The following is a 22,003-nucleotide window of genomic DNA, read 5'->3' as shown; positions in this document are numbered from 1 at the left end:
CATGAACCGCTTGCCCACCGTTTTTGTGTCCCACGGCGCGCCCACCTTCGCGCTGGAGCCCGGCCTGGCCGGGCTGCAACTCAGCGCGCTGGGCCGCGCCTTGCCCCGTCCCAAAGCCGTTCTGATCGTCTCGCCGCACTGGATGTCGCACGGTGCGCGTGTGGGCCTCTCGCAGCAGCCGGCCACCATCCACGACTTCGGCGGCTTCCCGCAGCCGCTGTACGAACTCAGCTACCCGGCCAACGGCCACCCCGAGCTGGCCCGCCGCACGCTGGCCACGTTGCAGCAAGCCGGCTGGGCTGCGCAGGGCGACGAGCGCCGCGGCCTGGACCACGGCGCCTGGGTGCCGCTGCGCTACCTCTACCCCGACGCGGACGTGCCGGTGTTCCAGGTGTCGCTGCCCGCCACGCTGGACGCCGCGGGTGCCTGGGCGTTCGGCCGGGCGCTGGCGCCTCTCGCCGATGAAGGGGTGCTCATCGTCGGCTCGGGCAGCCTCACGCACAACCTCTACGAGTTCCGCGCCGGGCATGGCCATGAAGAGGCCTACGCCACCGAATTCGTGGCCTGGGTGCGCGAGGCCGTGGAGCAGGGCGATGGCGCACGCCTGCAGCGCACGCTGGAGCTCGCTCCCCATGCGAAGCGTGCCCACCCCACCACCGAGCACTTCCTGCCCCTGCTGGTGGCCGCCGGTGCCGCGGGCGACTCGGTGCCGGCGCGCGTGATCGACGGTGGCATCACGCACGGCGTGCTCTCGATGGACGCTTTTGTGTTTGGCGAGGTGGTGCAGTGAGCCACGACCGCGTGTTCCTGCGCCTGGCCGCCACGGGCGCCTGGCTGGCGCTCGATGGGGATGAGGAACAGGCGAGGTCGCTCGCGCTCGACCTGGGCACCGCCAGCACGGCGCAGCGTTTCTTTCGTGGCGATCTGCCCACGCCGCTCGAACTCGAGCGGGCGATCGATCATGTGGAAGACGAACTGATGCGCGCCGGGGCCTGGACGGCAGGACGCTCCACGCTGGTGACCGACCACCCGCTCGTGCGGGCTCTGGCGCAGGCCGAAGGTCGGTCCTCCGAGACGGCGCTCACGCGCGAGGTGGTGGAGGGCTTGTTCCAGCGCCTGGCCTCGGGCGCGCTGGGCGATCCGTCTGCGCTGCGGGGCCTGCCGGCTGGCAAGGAGGCGGCTGCAACCCTGCTCATCCTGCGCGAACTCATGCACCACCTGGGTTTCAACCAGGTGGTGGTGGCGCCACCGTCTCCTGGCGCTTCACTTCCTTGAGCTTCATGGCCACATAGTCGACGCGCTCGATCTCGTGCAACTGCTCGGCGTAGCGCTCGGTGGCGGTGAACCAGCCCTCCAGGCTCTGCTGCAGCTGGGCGGTGCCCGGTGCGTCATGTGACTGAAGGTGCGACTGCAAGGCCAGGTAGTAGCGCAAGGTGTTGCGCTCGACCACGCCACGCACACCCTCCACGCGGATTGGCTGGCCATCGTCCGAGCGGCCCACCACGCTGAAACCCGACTTGCCGCGCCCCAGGGTGGCCAGATACGTCTTCATGGCCCAGCGCGCGGCCGTGCCGAAACCGTACGAATACGTCATGCGCACCAGCGACTGCCCACCCGTGTGGGGCACGGCTTCCACCACGATGCGGTAGTCGCGCGTGGCCAGCGGGCCGCTGGGCGCGCGCAGTTCGACCAGCAGGTGATCGTTGCGATCGGCCTGCACCTTGAAGCCGAACCGCACCCAATACACCTCCGACAGGGGCTGGTCGAACTTGCGCCCCACGCCCGACACCAGCTCGTCACCGGCGGCGTTGCGCATGCCGCGGCAGTACTTCACGTTGATGTGCAGGATCAGCACGTCGCACCAGCGATCGGCCTGGGTCAGCTCCTGGCGCACCCGGTCAAAAGGCTCGTCGATCAGGGCGTGCACCTCGCCCTGCATGCGCTCCGCCGACTCGGTGGATCGCAGGTAGATGGATCGACCGGCCAGCTGGCCCGTGCCCTTCTCGCGCAGGGCGTTGAACTGCGAGTGCAAGGCTTCGGGTGACGGTGCCTGAGCCCACGCGAATGGGGCGGTGAGGCCGGTGAACAGCAGCAGGCCGATGAGGCCGTGGCGAAGGTTCAGGGAAAGCTTGAGGAGGCGTGTGCGCAAAGTTCGGTCTGTGGGGTGCATCGGACATTGTGGGGCATCCACCTCGGGTGCCACCGGCCCTAAGCCATGGAGTGCAGGCCGATCTTGTTACCTTCCGTGTCAAGAAAATGCGCGAAAAAGCCGTAGTTGTTGCCGATCTCACCCACGCCAGCCGGGTCGGAAGACAGGAAACCCATGGTGGTCGGACCCATGGCCATCTGCTCGATGGGGCGCCCGAGCACCGCTTCGTAGAAGGCCTTGGCACGAGAAAAATCCGTGACCGGAATTTCGAACCAGTTCAGGGCGTTGGGGCTTGCGGACATGGAACTCTCCTGGTGACGTCAAAAGGGTTGCAGCGACTCGATCCTTGGGCAAACGGATGTCAGCGGGGCGGGTGCGACGCGTTCGCCGCATCCAGCGCCGCACACACTTCATCGTCTTCGAGCTGGTGGAAGTCCAGGTAGTGCAGCCCGATGGCGTGAAACGGCCGGGGTTCGATCAGGCAGACCACCTCGTCCACCTCTTCGCTCAGGGCCGTGATGGTGGCGTGCGGCCCCACCGGCACCGCCACGATCATGTGGGCCGGGTGGCGCCGGCGCAGCGCCCGCAACGCGGCCCGCATGGTGGTGCCGGTGGCAATGCCGTCATCGACCACGATCACGGTGGCGCCTTCCACCGATCGCATCGGTCGGCCCGCCATGTACACGCCACGGCGGCGTTCGATCTCGCGCAGCGCGGCCGGCACCTCGTGCTGAATCCAGGCGTCGTTCACATCGGGCAGGTCGGCGGTTTCTTCGTTGACCACCACGTCGGGCGGTGAACCGTCGACCACGGCGGCCACCGCCACCTCGGGTTCGAAGGGCGCGCCGATCTTGCGCACCAGCAGCAGGTCCAGTGGCGCCATCAGGGTGCGCGCGATTTCGACGGCCAGCGGCACCCCGCCGCGCGGCAGGGCCAGCACCAGCAGCGGTCCAGTGAGGTCCAGGAGTTGCAGCTCGCGGGCCAGTGCAATGCCGGCCTGCGTGCGGGTTGCAAAGGGTTTGCGCGCCATCGTCACACCGGGGTAGAGCGAGGCGAAGCGGCGTGAACGTGAAAGGTGATCGGTGTCGATTCTCAGGAACGTGTTCATGCTGAACTCCCGGTGCACAGTCGTGTTCAAACCAGCTCGGGGCGAAATCCGCCACGCTGCCGGGCGCACCCGGTTCCTCGAACCGGTGGCCCGCGTTGGGCACCACCTCCAGCGCCACGCCCATTGCCTGGGTGGGGGTGGAGATGCGAGTACCTTCGTCGGAAAGCTCCGGAGAATTCCGGAAATGGAAGTGGACGACCTCGCATTGTTGTTCCTGGCGGCCCTGGTGCATAGAGGGTGCGCCATGCACTCCCTTGGGGAGTTTGTCAGGCTGTCTGCACCAGACCCGGCACGACGGGCTGCACCAGGGCATGGCATGGACTTTGCACTGTGCAAGGCATGACGGTTCCCGAGACCCCCTCCAGCCCCGCGATCGAACTGGTCGCGCTCACCAAGCGCTACGGCACCGGCACCCCTGCGGTGGACAGCATCAACCTGCGCATCGAGCGCGGCAGCTATTGCTGCCTGCTGGGGCCTTCTGGCTGCGGCAAGAGCACCACGCTGCGCATGATCGCCGGGCACGAGTCCGCCACCAGTGGCGACATCCTGCTGGAGAACCGCAACATCACCGACCTGCCGGCCGCCAGCCGCGGCACGGCCATGATGTTCCAGAGCTTCGCGCTGTTTCCCCATCTCAGTGCGCTCGACAACGTGGCCTTCAGTCTCAAGATGAAGGGCGTGGACAAGGCGCAGCGCCATGCCCGCGCGGCCGAACTGCTGGAGCGTGTGGCCATGGGACACCTGAGCGCACGCAAGCCCTCCGAACTCTCGGGCGGGCAACAACAGCGCGTGGCGCTGGCGCGTGCCCTCATCACCCAGCCGCGCGTGCTGCTGCTCGACGAACCCCTCTCCGCGCTCGATCCCTTCCTGCGCATCCAGATGCGCGCCGAGTTGCGCCGCTGGCAGAAAGAGCTGGGCCTGACCTTCATCCACGTGACGCACTCGCAAGAAGAAGCGATGGCGCTGGCCGACACCATGGTGGTGATGAACCACGGGCTGATCGAGCAGGTGGGCTCGCCCCACACCGTCTACAACCGCCCGGTCAGCGAATTCGTTGCCCGCTTCATGGGCGGGCACAACGTGCTCGACACGCCCAGCGGCAAGGTGGGCGTGCGCACCGACCAGATCAGCGTGTTGCCGCTGGCGCAGGCCGGTGCAGACGATGCCACCAAACGCCGCGCCGTGATCACCGATGTGGAGTACCAGGGCACCTACGTGCTGCTCGGCCTGCAAAACGCCGGTGCCGCCATCTCCGCCAGCACCACCGCCGACATCTCGGTGATGGTCTCCGAGGCCGCCTTTGCCGCCCAGCCGTTTGCGCTGGGTGACGAGGTGCAACTGGCCTGGGCCGCGGGCGCCGCGCACGCACTCGCTGCCTGAATTCTTCCTTTCCCGCTTTCCACCCAACCTTGCTCAAGGAGCTCTCCATGTCAGACCAACCTCAACACGACGCCGATTCGCACAGCGGCCACGTCCAGCGCCGCTCGCTGCTCAAGGGCACGGCCGGTATCCTGGCCGCCGGCATGTTCCCGGCGGTGCACGCGCAAGAAAAGATCGTGTTGCGTTACCTGGGCACCGCGGTCAACCAGGACAAGGCGATCGCCGAGAAGTTCATGGCCGACACCGGCATCCAGATCCAGTACGTGGCAGTGACCACCGACGACGTGACCAAGCGCGCCGTGACCGCGCCCAACAGCTTCGACCTGATCGACACCGAGTACTTCTCGCTCAAGAAGATCGTGCCCACCGGCAACCTCAAGGGCATCGACACCAAGCGCATCAAGAACGCCGACAAGATCACCACGCTGTTCACCAAGGGTGAAGTCGCCGGCAAGCAGGTGGGCGACCAGGGCACCGCGCCGAAGAAGGTGATGTACCTCGAAGGCGAGAAGTCGAAGAAGTTCGCCACTTCGCCCACGCAGTTCATGAGCCTGATCCCCACGGTCTACAACGCCGACACGCTGGGCATCCGCCCTGATCTGATCAAGCGTCCTGTCACCAGCTGGGCCGAGCTGCTCAACCCCGAATTCAAGGGCAAGGCCTCCATCCTCAACATCCCCTCCATCGGCATCATGGACGCGGCCATGGTGGTCGAGGCCATGGGCATCTACAAGTACCCCGACAAGGGCAACATGACCAAGAAGGAGATCGACCTCACGATCAAGACCTTGATCGAAGCCAAGAAGGCCGGCCAGTTCCGCAGCCTGTGGAAAGACTTCAACGAGTCGGTCAACCTCATGTCCTCGGGCGAAGTGGTGATCCAGTCGATGTGGTCGCCTGCCGTGACGGCCGTGCGCTCCAAGGGCATTGCCTGCACCTTCCAGCCGCTGAAAGAGGGATACCGCGCCTGGGCCGCCGGCTTCGGCCTGCCCACCACGCTCTCGGGCCGCAAGCTCGACGGCGCCTACGAATTCATCAACTGGTTCCTCGACGGCTGGGCCGGCGCCTACCTCAACCGCCAGGGCTACTACAGCGCCGTGCTGGAAACCGCCAAGGCCAAGATGGAGCCCTACGAGTGGGCCTACTGGATGGAAGGCAAGCCCGCCGAGAAGGACATCAAGAGCCCCAGCGGCGACCTGTTGCACAAGGCCGGCGGCATCCGCGACGGCGGTTCGTACGAGCAGCGCATGGGCGGCATTGCCTGCTGGAACGCACTGATGGACGAGAACACCTACATGGTGCAAAAGTGGAATGAATTTGTTGCGGCCTGAACGTGATCTGACGCTGCCATGAGTTCGCCCGCCGTCTCCGCGCACGCACCCACCACCGGCAGCCCGGGTCAGGCCCTGGCCGCGTGGTGGCAGGCGCTGCCGTTGACGGCGGTGTTCGTGCTGTTTTTCCTGGTGCCGCTGGCGCTCATCGGCATGGTGAGCTTCTGGGACTTCAACGAGTACGAGTTGTTGCCCGCGTTCACGGTCAAGAACTACATCTCGATCTTTGAAGGCTGCGGCAACACCGCGGAGATGTGCACCACCGTCAAGACGTATCTGTCCACCTTCAAGTTCAGCCTGCTGGTCTGGCTCATCACACTGGTGGTGGGCTTCACCGTCTCGTATTTCCTCGCGTTTCACGTGCGATCCAACACCGTGCAGACGCTGCTCTTCGTGCTCTGCACCATCCCGTTCTGGACCTCGAACGTCATCCGCATGATCTCGTGGGTGCCATTGCTCGGGCGCAACGGTCTGGTCAACCAGACGCTGGTGGAGCTGGGCTTGGTGGACCAGCCCATCGAGTGGCTGCTGTTCTCCGATTTTTCCGTGGTGCTGGCCTTCGTGCACCTCTACACCATGTTCATGATCGTGCCCATCTTCAACTCGATGATGCGCATCGACCGCAGCCTGCTGGAGGCCGCCGGCGACAGCGGCGCCTCGGCGTGGCAGACACTGTGGAACGTGATCGTGCCGCTCTCGCGCACCGGCATCATCGTCGGCTCGATCTTCGTCATCACCATCGTCATGGGCGACTTCGTCACCATCGGTGTCATGGGTGGCCAGCAGATCGCCTCGGTCGGCAAGATCATCCAGGTGCAGACCTCCTACCTGCAGTTCCCGCTGGCCGCGGCCAACGCCGTGATCCTGCTGGCCCTGGTGCTCATGATCATCTGGGCGCTCACGCGCCTGGTTGATGTGCGCAAGGAGCTCTGAGTCATGAACCGGGACCAGCGCTCCGCCAGCTTCTGGTTGCTTGCCGCGTTCTTCGCGGCCTTCGTGGTGTTTCTCTACGGCCCCATGCTGGTGATCGTGGTGCTCAGTTTCCAGGGCCCCGAGGGTGGGCTCACCTTCCCGATACGCGGCTTCTCGCTGCACTGGTTCCGCCAGCTCGCTGAAGGCCTGGGTGTGGTGGACATCGGCGCGGCACTCCAACGCTCGCTCGGCCTGGGCCTGGCGGTGATGGTGTTCACCGTGGTGCTGTCGGTGCTGGCCGGTCTCGCGTTTCGCAAGAAGTTGTGGGGCGGCAATGCGCTGTTCTTCGTGGTCGTGGCCAGCCTGATCATGCCGTCCATCATCGTGTCGCTGGGCATCGGCCTGGAATTCCGCCTGCTCGACACCGGCCTCAAGTGGGTGTTCGAGGCGCTGGGCCTGACCGGCATGCAGGAGACCTTCAACACGACGCTGGGCCTCTACACCTCGGCCCTCGGTGCGCACCTCACCTGGACGCTGCCGTTCGGCCTGCTGATCATGTTCGCCATCTTCAACCGCTTCAACCCGGCGTATGAAGAGGCCGCGCGCGACCTCGGCGCCACACCCTGGCAGGGTTTCCGCCACGTGGTGCTGCCGCTCATAGCGCCCTCGGTGGTGGGCATCGCCATGTTCGGCTTCACGCTCAGCTGGGACGAGATCGCGCGCACCTCGCAGGCCATCGGCGACGTCAACACCCTGCCGCTGGAGCTGCAGGGTCTCACCACCACCGTGACCACGCCCGCCATCTACGCGCTGGGCACGGTGACCACCGTGGTCTCGCTGGTGGTCATGGCCGCCGCGTTGGCCCTGGCCTCGTTTTTCAGCCGGCTGCAGAAACGGGGCAAGCGCCCCTGAGCGTGTGAACGTCGCGCCGGGCCGCCCCAAGCAAGCTCGCACCGCAGGCGAAACCGAAGGTACACCAGTGACCCCTCAGCTGCTGGTCATCAATCCGAATACCTCGGCGCAGGTCACCGATCTGCTCGCGCGCCACCTCGGTGGTGTGCTGCGGTCCGCCGTGCGGGTGCGCGCGGTCACGGCGCGCTTCGGCCCGCCCTACATCTCCGACGAAGCGGGTTGCACTGTGGCCGGACACGCCGTGCTGGACGCCTGGCTGCACGCCCTGCACACCAGCGACACCGCGCCCCACGCGGTGCTCATCGGCTGCTTCGGCGACCCCGGCCTGCTGGCCCTGCGCGAGAGCAGCCCGGTGCCCGTGACGGGTCTGGCCGAGGCGGCCTTCACCGAAGCCGCGCGGCTGGGCCCGTTTGCCGTGGTCACCGGTGGCGCACGCTGGGGGCCCATGCTGCAGCGCCTGGCGCACACGCTGGGCTTCGGCGACGCGCTGGCCGGTGTGCACACTGTGGCGCCCACCGGCGCTCAGCTGGCGGCCGATCCGGCGGGCGCGCGGGCGCTGCTGGCACAGGCTTGCCGCGACGCACAGCAGCGCTGGGGCGTGTCTTCGGTCATTGTGGGCGGCGCGGGCCTGGCCGGCATGGCCGCCAAGTTGCAGGCGGAGGTGGAGGTGCCGCTCATCGACAGCGTGTCGGCTGCCGGCCACTGGGCGCAGCGCCAGCTCGGCACCGCTGCTTCCAGCGCGCCGCACCCGAGCCCTGACGTGCTCGCGCAACTGCGCTGCGCGACCGGGTTTGCGCCGCGCTACTGAAGCGCCCTGCGCGGAAGCTGGATGGTGAAAGCGCAACCCGTGCCGGGCATGTCCTGCACGGTCAGGACACCGCCGTCGGCTTCGACATTTCGCCGCGCGATGGACAGACCGAGACCCATCCCACTCTTGTTGTCACCGACCTGAACGAAGGGCTGGAAAATGCTTCGCGTGGCTCCCGGTGGGAGCCCTCCGCAGTGGTCCCTGACCTCGACGAAGACGTGGTCCCGGTCAGCGAATGCGCGAAGCTTGACCTCTGTGTGCGCGTGGGTGAACTTGAATGCGTTTCGGAGCAGGTTGATCAGTGCGGCCAGGAGCCGTTCACGGTTGCCGGAGATGCCGATGTCAGCGTCCACATTGTCGACCGAGAAAGTGCAGCCTTTGGCACCCGCGTCCAGACTGGCCGCGTTGCTGGCGTCGGCCACAAACAGTTCGAGCGAAAACGCTTCCGTGTGCGGCGTGTCGGTGGTGGCGTCGACCTCCGACAGCGACACGTTGAGCAGGCTCGACAGGGCAGCCAGGCTCCTTTTCAACACGGCACCGGTGGAGCCACCGATGGCCAGCTTTCCCGATTCGAGGGCAGCGAAGGCCAGCGTTGCCGTGTGCAGGTAGTTTCGAAGTTCATGGACGAGCATGCCGAGGCGCTCGTTCTGCTCGGCAGTCTGCTGAAGGGCGACGCTGGCGTCGCGCACGATGCCGAACTCGGTGACCGCATCGGCGATGGCGTTGTCCAGGCAACGGTTCAGGGTGCGGAACTGATCCACTGAAAACGGGGCATCGCGCTCAAACGCAAGGTCGGTGATGGCCTGGCACAGGTCGCCGTAGTCGTGTACCACCTGGTTCACGGAAAAGCCGAGCTCCAGGAGTTTCTTGCCGTGCGCAGCGGCGCTCACGCCCATTTCCGACAGGTGGGCCGCATCACCGCCTGCGGCACCTGAAATTCTCAAACTCTCGCCCGTCCTGCCGCTGTCTTCCGCTTCCAGTGTCCTCATCAGCTGGTCGAGAAACAAGGGGATGCCATTGGCCAGCTGTGCTGCCGTCGCGGCCCGCTTGGGCCTCCGCGCGACCTTGGCCTTGCACCGTTCAATGAGTTCGTCGCGGTTGTTCGACAGGAATTGGTGCATGCAATTTTTCCGTGGTTGGCCCCGATTCGCCACGGTTTGTTCAGCGGCGCAAAGCCGGTGTCACGTGACTCGTCATGGGTCCCTTTCATTGCGCCATACTCCGGGCCAATTCAGTGTTCGGTACCGTACTTACTTCGTCAGTTGGTCCGTCCGGACTCCATGCCCCGCCGCCCCGTGGTCCGCAAGACAGGGAAATATCAAGATATCCCCGCGGCAACCGATACAGGAGGTATCTCCATCCACCAGGAACCACCGTGGACATATCTCCCCTTGAAATCGTTGGCGCGTATGTGGCCAACAAGCAGGCCAATGCCGCCCAGGAAGTGCAACTGGCCGTGCTGAAGAAGGCCATGGACATGCAGGGCGCGGGCGCCATTTCGCTGTTGAACAGCCTCACCGGCAACCTGCCGCTGGCCACCAGTGGCAGCGTGGGCACGCAGCTCAATCTGCTGGCCTGAGATCTCCGAGTTGCGCGCACCGCCATGAACGCCGAGCCACACGACGCAAACTCCAAGCCCCAGGGCACGTGCCCGGCGGTGCAGATCGACCTGGACGCTGCCTGCCAGCCGGTGCCGCGCCTGCTGTTTGTGGAGGCTTCGCGCCGTGCGCTCAAGCTCATGGGCAACAAGCTGCAGACCGAGCTGCAGGCGCTGGAGCCGTACCCGGTCATCCCGGGGATCGAGGACCTGCCCTCGCTGGAGCTGGGCATGCAGTACATCCAGCACCAGTTCGTCGCGGCAGGCCAGCCCCAGGCGGTGGCCATGGCGGCAGCGCTGCGCTTCGTGGCGGTCATGTTCACGCGGCGCTACCAGTACAACTACCAGGATCTTCGGGTCGGCCACGACAGCGGCACGCTGTTCTGGGCGCCCAGCGGCCCGATGCTCGCTGCGGCGGCGAACATCCCGTTGCAACTCTGGGCCATCGATTGCCCGCGTTTTGTCGAGGCGGAACTCATTCGCGCCGCGCATGCGATCCACCGCAATTTCGATCATTTCGACGAAGGCGCGTTGATTTATATAGAGCGCTTCATCTAGAACCGCCCGGTGCCGCGGCCCGCGGTCGATGCCGGGGCGTTCTCGTGACCCATTGCACGGCGGGTTGAACCAATCCCGTGGACCCTGTGTCTTATGACACGTGCGGCTTATCCGCCGCTGCCTACATTGGGCTCAAGAGCAGGCATCCGCCTTTGCTCCGAGAGCCTCATCATGAACTCCCATTCCCCCACCCAGCGCGTGATCCTTGTCGATGACAGCGAACACGACAACTTCTTCCATGACATCGCCCTTCGCAAGTGTGGCTTTGATGGCGAGATCAAGATTTACGACAAGGGTGAAGATGCGCTCGAATTCCTCCTGCAGGACCGTGTGAGCGTGCCCACGATTGTGTTCATGGACATCAACATGGCCGGCATGGGCGGCTTCGAGTTGGCTCGCGCGCTGGACGATCAGCTGGAAACTGGCCTACCGCTGCAATTGCACATGCTCACCTCGTCTTCCTGGTCGGTCGACAAGGCCACGTGCGAGTCGATCAGCTGCATCAAAAGCTACCTGGTCAAACCGCTCACGCGGGAGACGGCCGCCGCGATCATCGACATGTCCTGACACTCCGTGCAACTACTTCAATCCATGCCCGCCCCGATCCCCGCCAACGAACCCGAACGTCTGGCTGCGCTGCGGCGCCTGGAGATTCTGGACACCTTGCCGCAGAGGGCGTTTGACAGCATCACCAGTCTGGCCGCCGGTATCTGTGGCACGCCGATCGCGCTGATCTCGCTTGTGGATTCCAATCGCCAGTGGTTCAAATCACGGTTGGGTACCGAACTGGCGCAGACCTCGCGCGAGGAGGCTTTCTGTGCCCACACCATCATGGAACCGAGTGAAGTGCTGGTGGTGAACGACGCCACCCACGATGAGCGCTTTCACAACTACCCCATGGTGCGAAATGGCGAGCTGGTGTTCTATGCCGGCGCACCCATCGTCACCTCGGGGGGCGCAGCCTTGGGTACCGTGTGCGTCATCGACAGCGTGCCGCGCGAGCTGGACGTCGAACAGCGAAACATGCTCAAGCACCTGGCCGATCTGGCCATGGAGCTCATCGAGCACGAGCGAAACCGCCGTGACCAGTCCGAGCACAAGGTCGAGCAGATCGTGAAAGGTCAGCAGATCGTTCGCGATGTGCTCAACGAGGGCCGTGACATGGCCGCCTTCATTGACCGGGAGCACTGCTACCTCTTCGTGAACCCGGCGTTTCAGCGCTACTGGAACAGGGAGCCGCAGGAGATCATGGGCATGCAGGTGCAAGACCTGATCGACTCCACAAACTACCGCGCCCTGTTCAAACCCAGTCTCAATCAGGCGCTGGCAGGCCAGGAATCGCAGTTCGCACTGGAACTGGGTTTTCCGGGCATGGGCATGCGCTACCTGGAGGTCACGCACACGCCGGCGCGCGATGGTGGTGAGGTGCATGGTGTGGTTGAGCGCACGCGCGACATCACCGCGCGCAAGCAAAGCGAACAACAGCTGGCTGACGCTGTGAAGGAGCTGCAGGCCAAACGCCTGGCCAACCGCAAGTACGTCTACAGCGTTTCGCACGACCTGAAAGAGCCGGTCAACGCCATCACCAATGCCACCCTTCTGCTGGCCGAGGGTGCGGCACTGCGCGCCGATCCGGTGGAGACCCGCTGCGTGCGCATCGCGCAGGAGGCCAGCGCCAAGCTCTCGCGGGTGCTGGAAGACCTGCGCCTCTACAGCGAAGTGGACATCAGTGACATGCGGATGAAGCCGCACACGGCCCACAGCATCTATGCCAGAGCCATCACCGAGATCCAGGCCGATCTGGAAGCCGGGGATGTGGAGGTCGACCTGTTCGTGACGGGCGCCGTCCGCGGCGATGCGCCGCTCCTGTGCCTGGCCATCCGGAGCATTCTGGAAAATCTGCTGAGTTCCGCGCAACGCCAGGGCTCGGTCCCGGGCGACTCGCTGGTGGTCATTCGATCGCAGGAAGAGCTGTTCACGCACCGCGTGGACATCACGGTGCGGCGGCGCGGTCCTCTGCCCACCCCCTCCACGGTAGCTGCTGCCGACACCGCCGGCCGCCCGATGTCGGTACGCGGCAGCCGAAAGCGCGCGATGAACGACGTGCGCGAGCTGGGCCTGGGCTTGTCCATTGCCTCCCACATCATCGACCTGCACCAGGGAGAGCTGCAGATCGAGCTGAAGTCCGACGGCACCAACTGCTACTGCGTGATCCTGCCCGGCCACAACGGCGCGATCGAGCTTCAACCAACCGGGCCCGCCGCATGAGCGTCACCGCCCCCATCCAGCGGGTCGTTCTCATCGACGACAGCGAAAACGACAATTTCTTTCACGAGATCGCGCTGCGCAAGGCCGGCTTCGACGGCGAGATCCAGATTTTCGAAAGTGGAGAACGCGCACTCGAATTCCTGGTGCAAGACCAGATCAGCGTGTCCACCCTGGTCTTGCTCGACATCAACATGCCCGGCATGAACGGCTTTGACGTGGCGCGCGCGCTCACCGATCGACTGCAACCGCGTGCGGCCCTGCAGGTCCACATGCTGACCTCGTCGGCATGGTCGGTGGACAAGGCCACGGCCCAGTCGATCGACCTCATCCGCAACTACCTGGTCAAGCCGTTGACCAAGGAGGCCGCGGCGGCTCTGCTCGACGTCGAGTGCTTCATCTGACGCTGCCTGCCTGAGGGGGCAGCAGCAGGGACAGCAGGTATGCCAGCGGCGGGCTGGGCGGGCGCCCCCGCGCGGTGAGGCAGCCAAACACGCCCAGCTGCTGCCGCACGGCGTAGCGGATGCAGGCCAGCATGCCGTGCGATTCGTAGCGCGCCGCCACCTCGGCCGGAATCACCGCGATCATGTCCGAGCGCACCAGCAGGTTCATGGTGGTGAGGATGGATGAGGTTTCGATCAAGCCGCGCGGCAGGCGCGCCTTGTTGCGGCGAAATTCCTGCTCCAGCACTTCGCGCATGGGACTGCCGCGCGGCTGCAGGATCCACGGGTGGTCCAGCAGATCGGCGAAGGCCACGCGCGGCTTGTGGGCCAACGGGTGGGTGGGGCCAGTCACCACGCTCAGCGCCTCGTCGGCCACCGGCTTGAACTCCATGTCGTCCAGCGCGCCTTCGGGCACACGCCCGATCACCAGGTCAAGGTCGCCGCGGCGCAGGGCGTCGGTCAAGCGATCGCTGGTGTCCACCATGATCTCGATGGCCAGTTGCGGATAGGTCTCGCGCAGCCGCAGCAAGGACTCCGACAGCAGCTCCGGTGAGGCGGCCATGATGCTGCCGATGAAGAGTTTGCCGCTGCCGCCCTGCTCGATACCGTCGAGCTCGCGCGTCAAGGCATCCAGGCTGCCCTGCAGCCCCTCAAAGTAGCCCAGCGTGCAGCGGCCCGATTCGGTGAGCTTCAGGCCCCGGCCCGCGCGCACGAACAGCGCGTGCCCGAGCGCGTTTTCCAGTTCGTGCAGCATCTTGGTGGCGGCTGGCTGGGTCATGCCGAGTTCTGCTGCCGCCGCGCGCAGCGTGCCGCTTTTGCCGATGGCCAGCAGCAACGCCACCTGGCGCATGCGCATGCGGTTCAGCAGCTGTGGGGTGGGGGAGGTTGCCATCTTCAAATGATAACTCTGGGTTATCGATGCTTTCCAAACTTTCAATATACGGGGATCAATCGGCAACCTACCATCCGTTCGCCTCACACCACTTTTCCCGACGGAGACAAGCATGAAGACAATGAAATGGGCACTGGCCGCGCTGGCGCTGGCCTTGACCACCGGCGGCGCGACCGCACAGGACTGGCCGCGCCAGAACGTGAAGATTCTGGTCGGCTCCTCCCCCGGCGGGGGCACGGACGCCATGGCGCGCGCCATCGGCGACCGGCTGGGCCCGCTGCTCAAGCAGAACGTGGTGGTGGAGAACCGCGCTGGCGCTTCCAACACCCTGGCCGCCGACCTGACGGCCAGGTCCACAGACGGACACACCATGATCATGGGCGTGTCGACCGCGCACGCCATCGCGCCGCACCTGCTCAAGCTCAGCTACAACAACGACAAGGACCTGGTGCCGGTGGCCTTTGTGGGCTCGGTGCCCAACGTGCTGGTGGCCAACATGGCCCTGCCCGTGACCAGCGTGGACGAGCTGGTCAAGTTGGCCAAGAGCCGTCCCGGGCAGCTCAACTACGCCACCAGCGGCTCGGGCAGCACCCAGCACATCGCGGCGGAAATGTTCAAGGACGTGACGGGTCTCTTCATCACCCACATTCCCTACCGCGGCAGCGCGCCCGCGTTGGTCGATCTGATGGGCGGTGCTGTGCAGATCAGCTTCGACACCATGCCCTCGGTGATCGGCCATGTGCGCAACGGCAAGATCCGTCCGTTGGCGGTGGCCTCGGCCAAGCGCAACCCACAACTGCCCGACGTGCCCACCATGGCCGAAGCCGGCGTGAAGGGCGTGGAGATGAGCGCCTGGTACGGCATCTACATGCCTTCATCCACCCCAAAGGAGGTCATCGCACGCGTCAATGCCGAGGTCAACAAGGTGATCGCCATGCCTGAGACGCAGGCCCGCCTCTCGGCCATCGGCGCCGAGCTGACCCCCATGACGCCCGAGGCCTTCCAGGCCTTTCACAACGCCGAGAACAAGCGCTACAGCGACCTGATCCGCCGCAAGAACATCAAGCTCGAGTGAGCACGAACCGCTGACACCCCGAGCCCCGAGGAGACCCTGTGAACCCGATCGACCTTCCCGTTGTTGCCCTGACGCTGGGGGACCCCGCCGGCATCGGCCCCGAGCTGATCGCCCGCCTGCTCGGCCAGACCGACGCCACCCAGCACGCCAACCTGGTGCTGGTGGGCGACCCCTGGCTGTGGGCCGCCGGCCAGCAGGTGGCCGGTGTGCAGGTGGCCACCACGCCGGTGCGCAGCTTTGCCGAGGTGCGCGGGCGCGCCGATGTGCACACCCCCGCCTGGCTGGCCATGGACACGGTGGCGCCCGAGCAGGTGCAGCGCGGCCTGGCCCAGGCGCCAGGCGGTGCCTCGGTGCTGCAGGTGCTCAATGGCTGCATGGACGCGGCGCAGCAAAGCGAGGTGGACGCGATCTGCTTCGCACCGCTCAACAAGTTCGCGATGAAGCAGGGCGGCCTCAAGCACGAGGACGAGCTCCACCACTTTGCCGAGTACCTCGGCGTGCAGGGTTACTTCTGCGAGTTCAACACGCTGGGTGAGCTGTGGACCTCGCGCGTGTCCTCGCACATCCCGCTCAAGGACGCGGCCAGCTTTCTCAGCAAGGACCGCATCAAGGACGCCGCGCGCCTGATCTACCGCTCGCTGCAGGCGGCGGGCTTCGCCCAGCCCAAGGTGGCGGTGGCCGCCTTCAACCCGCACGGTGGCGACGGCGGCACCTGTGGGCGCGAGGAGATTGATGTGATCGAGCCAGCGGTGCGCGAGCTCGCGGCGGAGGGCATCGCGGTGGGCGGCCCGTTCCCGGCCGACACCATCTTCTTGAAGGCGCGCGACGGCGAGTACCAGGCCATCGTGACCATGTACCACGACCAGGGCCAGATCGCGATCAAGCTCATGGGCTTCTCCAAGGGCGTGACCGTGCAGGGCGGCCTGCCGGTGCCCATCACCACGCCGGCCCACGGCACCGCCTACGACATCGCCGGCCTCGGCCGCGCCGATGTGAACGCCACCTACAACGCTCTGCGCATTGCTGCCCGCATGGGCGCCGCGCGCCTGGCCTGAATCCTTTCACCCTTAACCCCACATTCCCATGAAGATCAAATCCGTCCGCGCCCGCGTGTTCGAATGGACAGGCAAAACCGTGCCGCCCCAGGGCAATTTCTGCTCCAACGCCATGGACCTGCTGTACTCGAAGACCGAGTCCATGAGCACCTTCCGCTTCCATTCGTGGACGGTGGTGGAGATCGAGACCGACACCGGCATCGTCGGCCTGGGCAACGTGGCGCTGGCGCCCAAGATCGCCAAGGCCATCATCGACGAGTACCTCACGCCACTGGTGCTGGGCCAGGACCCCTGGGACTACGAATACCTGTTCCAGCGCATGTACCGCGGCACCCACGCCTGGGGCCGAAAGGGCGTGACCATGGCGGCCATCTCGGCCATTGATCTGGCGATCTGGGACATCCTGGGCAAGAGCGTCAACAAGCCGGTGTTCAAGCTGCTGGGCGGGCGCACCAAGGAAAAGATCCCCTGCTACTACAGCAAGCTCTACCGCACCGACCTCAAGGCCATGCAGGAAGAAGCGCAGACCTACAAGGACCAGGGCTTCAAGGCCTTCAAGATGCGCTTCGGCTACGGCCCGGGCCACGGCCAGCAGGGCGTGGTGGAGAACCTCAAGTCGGTGGAAGCGGTGCGCGAGGTGATCGGCTATGAGAACGACCTCATGCTCGAGTGCTACATGGGCTGGAACCTGGAGTACGCCAAGCGCATCCTGCCCAAGCTGGTGAAGTACGAGCCGCGCTGGCTCGAAGAACCGGTGATTGCCGACGACATCGACGGCTACGCCGAACTCAACCAGCTCACCGACATCCCGATCTCGGGTGGCGAGCACGAGTTCAGCCTCTACGGCTTCAAGCAGCTGCTCGACAAGAAAGCCGTGAGCGTGGTGCAGTACGACACCAACCGCGTGGGTGGCATCACGGCGGCGCACAAGATCAACGCGCTGTGCGAGGCCTACAGCGTGCCGGTGATCCCGCACGCTGGCCAGATGCACAACTACCACCTGACCATGAGCACGCTGGCCTCGCCCATGAGCGAGTACTTCCCGATGTTCGACGTCGAGGTCGGCAACGAACTCTTCTATTACATCTTCGATGGCGAGCCGGTGGCCGAGAACGGTTTCCTGGACCTGCGCGACGACGTGCCCGGCCTGGGCCTCACGCTCAAGACCGAGTTCCTCGATCAGTTCAACATCGTCGGCTGAGCGCGCGATGAACCGACGCTACAAGGGCGTGTACCCGGTGGTGCCCACCACCTTCCATGCAGACGGCTCGCTCGATCTGGAGAGCCAGAAGCGCTGCCTCGATTTCATGATCGACGCCGGCTCGAATGGCCTGTGCATCCTGGCCAACTTCTCCGAGCAGTTCTCGCTGTCGGACGCCGAGCGCGAAACGCTCACCCGCGTGGCGCTGGAGCACGTGGCCGGTCGTGTGCCCGTGATCGTGACCACCACCCACTACGGCACCGCTGTGTGCGCCGAGCGCAGCCGACGCGCGCAGGAGCAGGGCGCGGCCATGGTGATGGTGATGCCGCCGTACCACGGCGCCACCTTCCGCGTGCCCGAGGCGCAGATCTTCGAGTTCTACGCGCGGCTGTCCGACGCGATCGACATTCCCATCATGGTGCAGGACGCGCCGGCCAGCGGGACCGTGCTCTCTGCGCCCTTTCTCGCGCGCATGGCGAAAGAGATCGAGCACCTGGCCTATTTCAAGATCGAGACCGCGGGCGCGGCCAGCAAGCTGCGCGAGTTGATCCGCCTGGGCGGCGACGCGATCGAAGGCCCGTGGGATGGCGAAGAGGCCATCACCCTGCTGGCCGACCTGGACGCCGGCGCAACCGGCGCCATGACGGGCGGAGCCTTCCCCGATGGCATCCGCACCATCATCGACCCGTACCTCGCCGGTGACCGCGAGGCCGCGGTGGCGGCCTACGCGAAGTGGCTGCCGCTGATCAATTGCGAAAACCGCCAGGGCGGCATCCTGAGCGCCAAGGCGCTCATGAAGGCCGGTGGTGTGATTGCCTGCGAGGCCTCGCGCCACCCCTTCCCACCCATGCAGCCCGAGGTGCGCGCCGGCCTGCTCGACGCCGCGAAACGCCTCGATCCCCTCGTGCTGCGCTGGGGCCACTGACATGGTTCACGGCAACTTCATCGCGGGCGAATGGCTCGCGGGCTCGGGCTCGGCGGCGAACATCAATCCCTCCGACCTCGCCGACGTGGTGGGCGAGTACGCGCTGGGCGACGTGGCCCAGGTGGACGCTGCGGTGACTGCCGCCCGCGCGGCCTTTCCCGCGTGGTCCAACTCGGGCGTCCAGGCCCGCAGCGACGCGCTCGACCGCATAGCGAGCGAGATCCTGGCGCGCCGAGAAGAGCTGGGCAACCTGCTGGCGCGTGAGGAGGGCAAGACCCTGCCCGAGGCCATCGGCGAGGCCACGCGCGCCGGCCACATCTTCAAATTCTTCGCCGGCGAATGCCTGCGTCTGGCGGGCGAACTGCTGCCATCGGTGCGCCCCAATATCGGCGTGGAGATCACGCGCGAACCGCTGGGCGTGATCGGCCTGATCACGCCCTGGAACTTCCCCGTTGCCATCCCCGCCTGGAAGATCGCGCCCGCGTTGGCGTATGGCAACTGCGTGGTCATCAAGCCGGCCGACCTGGTACCGGGCAGCGCCTGGGCGCTGGCCGAAATCATCAGCCGTGCGGGCCTGCCCGCCGGTGTGTTCAACCTCGTCATGGGGCAGGGCCGCACGGTGGGCGAGGCACTGGTGAACCACCTCGGGGTGGACGCCATCAGCTTCACCGGCTCGCAGGGTGTGGGCCAGCGCATCGGCCAGGCCTGCATGGCGCAGCACAAGAAGGTGCAGCTCGAGATGGGTGGCAAGAACCCGCAGGTGGTGCTGGACGACGCCGACCTCAGGGCCGCCGTGGAGCTGTGCACCCAGAGTGCCTTCTTTTCCACCGGGCAGCGTTGCACGGCGTCGAGCCGCCTCATCGTCACCCAGGGCATCTACCCGGCTTTTATCGCCGCGCTGCAGGCGCGCGTTGCGGCGCTGCGCGTGGGCGACGCGCGCGCCACGGGCACCGAGATAGGCCCGGTGGTGAGCCAGGCGCAGTTGGGGCAGGACCTGAGCCATGTGCAGATCGCCCGGGACGAAGGGGCCACGCTGCTGTGTGGTGGCCAGCGGCTGCAGCGCGAAACCGAGGGCTTCTACATGGCGCCCGCACTCATCACCGACAGCGCGCCTGCCATGCGCATCAACCGCGAGGAGGTGTTCGGCCCGGTGGCCAGCGTGATCCGCGTGAGGGACTACGACGAAGCCCTGGCGGTGGCCAACGACACGCCGTTCGGCCTGTCCGCCGGCATCGCCACCACCAGCCTCAAGCACGCCACGCACTTCAAGCGCCACGCGCAAGCGGGCATGGTCATGGTGAACCTGCCCACGGCGGGCGTGGATTACCACGTGCCCTTTGGCGGCAGAAAGGGCAGCAGTTACGGGCCGCGCGAACAGGGGCGTTTTGCTGCCGAGTTCTTCACCACGGTCAAGACGGCCTACACGCTGGCCTGAGGGCAGAGGGCCCGCCGGCTGGCGGCCGCCGCTCAGGCCCAGAGCACCGCTTGCGGCTGCTCGTACCACTGCGGCAGGTGCGGCGCCATGGCTGCTTCGATGCGGCTGCGCTTGATCTTCATGGTGGGCGTGAGGCAGCCGTTTTCGATGCTCCACGGCTCGCGCGCCACGGCCAGGAACTGCAGTTGTTCGTGGCTGGCCAATTGCGCGTTCACCTGGTTCAGCAGTTCGGTGAGCGCAGCCTGCACGCGTTCGCGCACCGCCGCGTCGGCCAGGCGCGGGCGCAGGGCTTCGTCGAGCACCAGCACCGCGTACGGGGTGGCCTGCCCCACACCCGAAACCAGGGCCAGCTCCACCATGGCGTGCGCGTTGAGCAGGTTCTCGATCGGCACGGGGGCGATGTACTTGCCCTTGGCGGTCTTGAAGAGTTCCTTCTTGCGCCCGGTGATGCGCAACACGCCGTCGGCATTGAGCACGCCCAGATCGCCGGTGCGGAAGAAGCCGTCGTCGGTGAAGGCTTCGGCATTGAGCTCGGGTTGCTTGTAGTAGCCCGCCATGCGCCCGGGCGACTTGACGAGGATTTCGCCGTCGTCAGCCAGGCGCGCCTGCACGCCGGGGTAGGGCCTGCCCACGTGGCCGGGCAGCGAAGCGTCACCATCCCCGCCATGCGAATAGGCGAAGTCCTCGGTCATGCCGTAGCCCTCGAACAGGTTGAGCCCCAGGCGCCGGTACCAGACCAGCAACTCGGCCGGCAGCGGGGCCGAGCCGCTGCCGGCGTTCTTCACCTGGTCCAGCCCCAGGCTGGTCAGCACCTTCGCGCCGACCGCGGCCGCGGTGGCCGGGTCGTCCAGAAGAGCGTCGAGCTGCGCTGCCGGCATCTTCGCCAGGACGCCCTGCTGGAACTTGGTCCACAGGCGCGGCACCGAGATGAACAGCGTGGGCCGCGCGCGTTGCAGGTCTTCCATGAAGGTCGCGGGGGTGTCGGTGAAATACACCGTCATGTCGCCGCGCACGAAGGCCTGGCACTCCACCCAGGCCCGCTCGAAGCAGTGAGCGAGCGGCAGATAGGACAGCACGCGCAACGCTGTGTCACCCGTGAAACGGTGGCGCATCTCGTCGACGATGCACTCCGTGGCCGCACTCACGCTGCCAAAGGTCTGCATCACACCCTTGGGTTGGCCGGTGGAGCCCGAGGTGTAGAGCAGCAGGGCCAGGTCGTCGGCGGCACGCATGGGTTCACCTGCCATCGGCGCGGTGCGCGCCACGATGTCGTCCCACCGCTCGAAGCCGGTGTCGGGCGCCAGCGGCAGGGCGATGCAGGGCAGCGATGACGGCACGCCGGACGCCTGCCTGGCCCAGTCGTCCAGTTTGCCCACGAACAGCAGTCGGGCTTCGCAGTGTTCGAGCACGTAACGGATGTTGTGGGCCGATTCGGTGGGAAAGATCGCCACCGTGGTGCCCCCGGCCATCCACACGGCCAGATCCACCATGAAGAAGTGGGCGCTGTTCTTGGCCAGCATCGCGATGCGCGCGCCGGGCTCGAAGCCCCGAGCCTTCAGGTGGCCGGCCATGCGCCGTGCCTGGTCCATGGTCTGACCCCAGGTGAATGTGTCCACCTCGCCGTGGCCCACGGGCTGCGTCAGAAAGGGGTCGTCCCGCCGCAGGCGTTCGTGTTCAAAGGCGTATTCCAGAATCAGCTTGGCCATGTCCCGTCTCCTTGCGAGGGCGCGGAACGACCCGGACCCGTGCGCATTGGGCCCTTTTTGAGGTCGGCGACGCATGGGGGTTTGTCCCGTGGTGGGGATTCGTCCACAGAAGGCGCATAATCCACGCGTGCGACTGTCAATCAGTTGCGCAAGCTAGGGTGATCGGTCAGTTTCGCGCGCTACGGCGGTACTTTTTGGATTTGTTGTGCTTTCGGGACCCCATCGCTTTTGTTTCATGTGTTTTTTGAGGA

23 protein-coding genes are annotated in these 22,003 nt (G+C 65.9%); 17 read left to right on the top strand and 6 right to left on the bottom strand.

Translation table 11 applies throughout. From position 1 onward, the window contains the following. Window position 1: 1 nt before the first annotated feature. Window positions 2–790 (top strand): class III extradiol ring-cleavage dioxygenase, encoded by a 789-nt coding sequence (locus IV113_RS02280; protein ID WP_291080401.1) that lies wholly within the window; start codon window positions 2–4, stop codon window positions 788–790. Further along, window positions 787–1,275, top strand: a complete 489-nt coding sequence (locus IV113_RS02275; RefSeq protein WP_291080400.1) for a hypothetical protein — start codon at window positions 787–789, stop codon at window positions 1,273–1,275. The genes IV113_RS02280 and IV113_RS02275 overlap by 4 nt, the downstream gene beginning before the upstream one ends. On the opposite strand, the gene IV113_RS02270 is transcribed toward IV113_RS02275, so the two are convergent. Genes IV113_RS02270 through IV113_RS02260 form a run of 3 tightly spaced genes read right to left on the bottom strand, consistent with a single transcriptional unit; the run spans window position 1,226 to window position 3,257 of the window. Continuing rightward, a complete protein-coding gene (locus tag IV113_RS02270; RefSeq protein WP_291080398.1) occupies window positions 1,226–2,149 on the bottom strand; it encodes a hypothetical protein in 924 nt (307 codons plus the stop codon). The genes IV113_RS02275 and IV113_RS02270 overlap by 50 nt on opposite strands. 59 nt (window positions 2,150–2,208) lie before the next feature. Beyond that, entirely contained in the window at window positions 2,209–2,451 is a 243-nt protein-coding gene (locus IV113_RS02265) for a hypothetical protein (protein ID WP_291080396.1), read from the bottom strand. A gap of 59 nt (window positions 2,452–2,510) precedes the next feature. Further along, on the bottom strand, window positions 2,511–3,257 hold the full coding sequence (locus tag IV113_RS02260) for a phosphoribosyltransferase family protein (protein ID WP_291080395.1): 747 nt from the start codon (window positions 3,255–3,257) through the stop codon (window positions 2,511–2,513). Between the two features lie 339 nt (window positions 3,258–3,596). Here IV113_RS02260 and IV113_RS02255 point away from each other — a divergent pair, with 339 nt between their 5' ends. The 5 genes from IV113_RS02255 to IV113_RS02235 all read left to right on the top strand — a co-directional run bounded on the left by IV113_RS02255 (window position 3,597) and on the right by IV113_RS02235 (window position 8,600). Further along, window positions 3,597–4,637, top strand: coding sequence for an ABC transporter ATP-binding protein (locus tag IV113_RS02255; RefSeq protein ID WP_291080394.1), 1,041 nt, complete (start codon window positions 3,597–3,599; stop codon window positions 4,635–4,637). A 47-nt stretch (window positions 4,638–4,684) separates the two neighbouring features. Then, window positions 4,685–5,968, top strand: a complete 1,284-nt coding sequence (locus IV113_RS02250) for a PotD/PotF family extracellular solute-binding protein (RefSeq protein WP_291080392.1) — start codon at window positions 4,685–4,687, stop codon at window positions 5,966–5,968. Between the two features lie 18 nt (window positions 5,969–5,986). Continuing rightward, complete coding sequence (locus tag IV113_RS02245; protein ID WP_291080390.1) at window positions 5,987–6,901, top strand: ABC transporter permease; 915 nt, start codon at window positions 5,987–5,989, stop codon at window positions 6,899–6,901. Between the two features lie 3 nt (window positions 6,902–6,904). Next, complete coding sequence (locus IV113_RS02240; RefSeq protein ID WP_291080387.1) at window positions 6,905–7,792, top strand: ABC transporter permease subunit; 888 nt, start codon at window positions 6,905–6,907, stop codon at window positions 7,790–7,792. Window positions 7,793–7,859: 67 nt separating this feature from the next. Next, window positions 7,860–8,600 carry an aspartate/glutamate racemase family protein gene (locus IV113_RS02235; protein WP_291080385.1) on the top strand — a complete coding sequence of 247 codons (741 nt, stop codon included), beginning with the start codon at window positions 7,860–7,862 and terminating at the stop codon, window positions 8,598–8,600. On the opposite strand, the gene IV113_RS02230 is transcribed toward IV113_RS02235, so the two are convergent. Further along, window positions 8,594–9,721, bottom strand: coding sequence for a HAMP domain-containing sensor histidine kinase (locus IV113_RS02230; RefSeq protein WP_291080383.1), 1,128 nt, complete (start codon window positions 9,719–9,721; stop codon window positions 8,594–8,596). The two genes, IV113_RS02235 and IV113_RS02230, sit on opposite strands and share 7 nt — an antisense overlap. Window positions 9,722–9,975: 254 nt before the next feature. Between IV113_RS02230 and IV113_RS02225 the strand changes: the two genes are divergently transcribed. The 5 genes from IV113_RS02225 to IV113_RS02205 all read left to right on the top strand — a co-directional run bounded on the left by IV113_RS02225 (window position 9,976) and on the right by IV113_RS02205 (window position 13,424). Continuing rightward, on the top strand, window positions 9,976–10,179 hold the full coding sequence (locus IV113_RS02225) for a YjfB family protein (protein WP_291080381.1): 204 nt from the start codon (window positions 9,976–9,978) through the stop codon (window positions 10,177–10,179). Window positions 10,180–10,203: 24 nt separating this feature from the next. Further along, on the top strand, window positions 10,204–10,755 hold the full coding sequence (locus tag IV113_RS02220) for a hypothetical protein (protein ID WP_291080379.1): 552 nt from the start codon (window positions 10,204–10,206) through the stop codon (window positions 10,753–10,755). Window positions 10,756–10,926: 171 nt separating this feature from the next. Continuing rightward, on the top strand, window positions 10,927–11,322 hold the full coding sequence (locus tag IV113_RS02215; protein ID WP_291080377.1) for a response regulator: 396 nt from the start codon (window positions 10,927–10,929) through the stop codon (window positions 11,320–11,322). 24 nt (window positions 11,323–11,346) lie between these two features. After that, window positions 11,347–13,023 carry a PAS domain-containing protein gene (locus tag IV113_RS02210; RefSeq protein ID WP_291080375.1) on the top strand — a complete coding sequence of 559 codons (1,677 nt, stop codon included), beginning with the start codon at window positions 11,347–11,349 and terminating at the stop codon, window positions 13,021–13,023. Then, window positions 13,020–13,424: a response regulator gene (locus tag IV113_RS02205; protein WP_291080373.1), complete on the top strand. Its 405-nt coding sequence runs from the start codon at window positions 13,020–13,022 to the stop codon at window positions 13,422–13,424. The genes IV113_RS02210 and IV113_RS02205 overlap by 4 nt, the downstream gene beginning before the upstream one ends. Here IV113_RS02205 and IV113_RS02200 read toward each other — a convergent pair. Next, window positions 13,417–14,355, bottom strand: a complete 939-nt coding sequence (locus tag IV113_RS02200; protein ID WP_291080371.1) for a LysR family transcriptional regulator — start codon at window positions 14,353–14,355, stop codon at window positions 13,417–13,419. The two genes, IV113_RS02205 and IV113_RS02200, sit on opposite strands and share 8 nt — an antisense overlap. A gap of 121 nt (window positions 14,356–14,476) precedes the next feature. On the opposite strand from IV113_RS02200, the gene IV113_RS02195 reads away from it, so the two are divergent. Genes IV113_RS02195 through IV113_RS02175 form a run of 5 tightly spaced genes read left to right on the top strand, consistent with a single transcriptional unit; the run spans window position 14,477 to window position 20,046 of the window. Beyond that, complete coding sequence (locus IV113_RS02195) at window positions 14,477–15,430, top strand: tripartite tricarboxylate transporter substrate binding protein (RefSeq protein WP_291081160.1); 954 nt, start codon at window positions 14,477–14,479, stop codon at window positions 15,428–15,430. 38 nt (window positions 15,431–15,468) lie between these two features. Then, window positions 15,469–16,485, top strand: coding sequence for a 4-hydroxythreonine-4-phosphate dehydrogenase PdxA (locus IV113_RS02190; protein WP_291080369.1), 1,017 nt, complete (start codon window positions 15,469–15,471; stop codon window positions 16,483–16,485). A gap of 28 nt (window positions 16,486–16,513) precedes the next feature. Further along, window positions 16,514–17,686: an L-rhamnonate dehydratase gene (locus tag IV113_RS02185; protein WP_291080368.1), complete on the top strand. Its 1,173-nt coding sequence runs from the start codon at window positions 16,514–16,516 to the stop codon at window positions 17,684–17,686. A 7-nt stretch (window positions 17,687–17,693) separates the two neighbouring features. Continuing rightward, window positions 17,694–18,611 (top strand): dihydrodipicolinate synthase family protein, encoded by a 918-nt coding sequence (locus IV113_RS02180; protein WP_291080367.1) that lies wholly within the window; start codon window positions 17,694–17,696, stop codon window positions 18,609–18,611. 1 nt (window position 18,612) lies between these two features. Then, window positions 18,613–20,046, top strand: coding sequence for an aldehyde dehydrogenase family protein (locus tag IV113_RS02175; RefSeq protein ID WP_291080365.1), 1,434 nt, complete (start codon window positions 18,613–18,615; stop codon window positions 20,044–20,046). A 32-nt stretch (window positions 20,047–20,078) separates the two neighbouring features. Here the strand turns inward: IV113_RS02175 and IV113_RS02170 are convergent, their stop codons facing one another. Further along, window positions 20,079–21,752, bottom strand: coding sequence for an AMP-binding protein (locus tag IV113_RS02170; protein ID WP_291080363.1), 1,674 nt, complete (start codon window positions 21,750–21,752; stop codon window positions 20,079–20,081). Window positions 21,753–22,003 lie beyond the last annotated feature (251 nt).

This window comes from Hydrogenophaga sp. (assembly GCF_018780385.1).
GTDB lineage: Bacteria > Pseudomonadota > Gammaproteobacteria > Burkholderiales > Burkholderiaceae_C > Hydrogenophaga.
This window is presented reverse-complemented; position numbering and strand designations above follow the sequence as displayed.

Coding starts and splice junctions, on each gene's coding strand:
- IV113_RS02280 (WP_291080401.1), top strand. CDS start 2: ATGAACCGCTTGCCCACCGTTTTTGTGTCCCACGGCGCGCCCACCTTC.
- IV113_RS02265 (WP_291080396.1), bottom strand. CDS start 2,451: ATGTCCGCAAGCCCCAACGCCCTGAACTGGTTCGAAATTCCGGTCACG.
- IV113_RS02260 (WP_291080395.1), bottom strand. CDS start 3,257: ATGAACACGTTCCTGAGAATCGACACCGATCACCTTTCACGTTCACGC.
- IV113_RS02255 (WP_291080394.1), top strand. CDS start 3,597: ATGACGGTTCCCGAGACCCCCTCCAGCCCCGCGATCGAACTGGTCGCG.
- IV113_RS02250 (WP_291080392.1), top strand. CDS start 4,685: ATGTCAGACCAACCTCAACACGACGCCGATTCGCACAGCGGCCACGTC.
- IV113_RS02245 (WP_291080390.1), top strand. CDS start 5,987: ATGAGTTCGCCCGCCGTCTCCGCGCACGCACCCACCACCGGCAGCCCG.
- IV113_RS02240 (WP_291080387.1), top strand. CDS start 6,905: ATGAACCGGGACCAGCGCTCCGCCAGCTTCTGGTTGCTTGCCGCGTTC.
- IV113_RS02230 (WP_291080383.1), bottom strand. CDS start 9,721: ATGCACCAATTCCTGTCGAACAACCGCGACGAACTCATTGAACGGTGC.
- IV113_RS02220 (WP_291080379.1), top strand. CDS start 10,204: ATGAACGCCGAGCCACACGACGCAAACTCCAAGCCCCAGGGCACGTGC.
- IV113_RS02215 (WP_291080377.1), top strand. CDS start 10,927: ATGAACTCCCATTCCCCCACCCAGCGCGTGATCCTTGTCGATGACAGC.
- IV113_RS02210 (WP_291080375.1), top strand. CDS start 11,347: ATGCCCGCCCCGATCCCCGCCAACGAACCCGAACGTCTGGCTGCGCTG.
- IV113_RS02205 (WP_291080373.1), top strand. CDS start 13,020: ATGAGCGTCACCGCCCCCATCCAGCGGGTCGTTCTCATCGACGACAGC.
- IV113_RS02200 (WP_291080371.1), bottom strand. CDS start 14,355: ATGGCAACCTCCCCCACCCCACAGCTGCTGAACCGCATGCGCATGCGC.
- IV113_RS02195 (WP_291081160.1), top strand. CDS start 14,477: ATGAAATGGGCACTGGCCGCGCTGGCGCTGGCCTTGACCACCGGCGGC.
- IV113_RS02185 (WP_291080368.1), top strand. CDS start 16,514: ATGAAGATCAAATCCGTCCGCGCCCGCGTGTTCGAATGGACAGGCAAA.
- IV113_RS02180 (WP_291080367.1), top strand. CDS start 17,694: ATGAACCGACGCTACAAGGGCGTGTACCCGGTGGTGCCCACCACCTTC.
- IV113_RS02175 (WP_291080365.1), top strand. CDS start 18,613: ATGGTTCACGGCAACTTCATCGCGGGCGAATGGCTCGCGGGCTCGGGC.
- IV113_RS02170 (WP_291080363.1), bottom strand. CDS start 21,752: ATGGCCAAGCTGATTCTGGAATACGCCTTTGAACACGAACGCCTGCGG.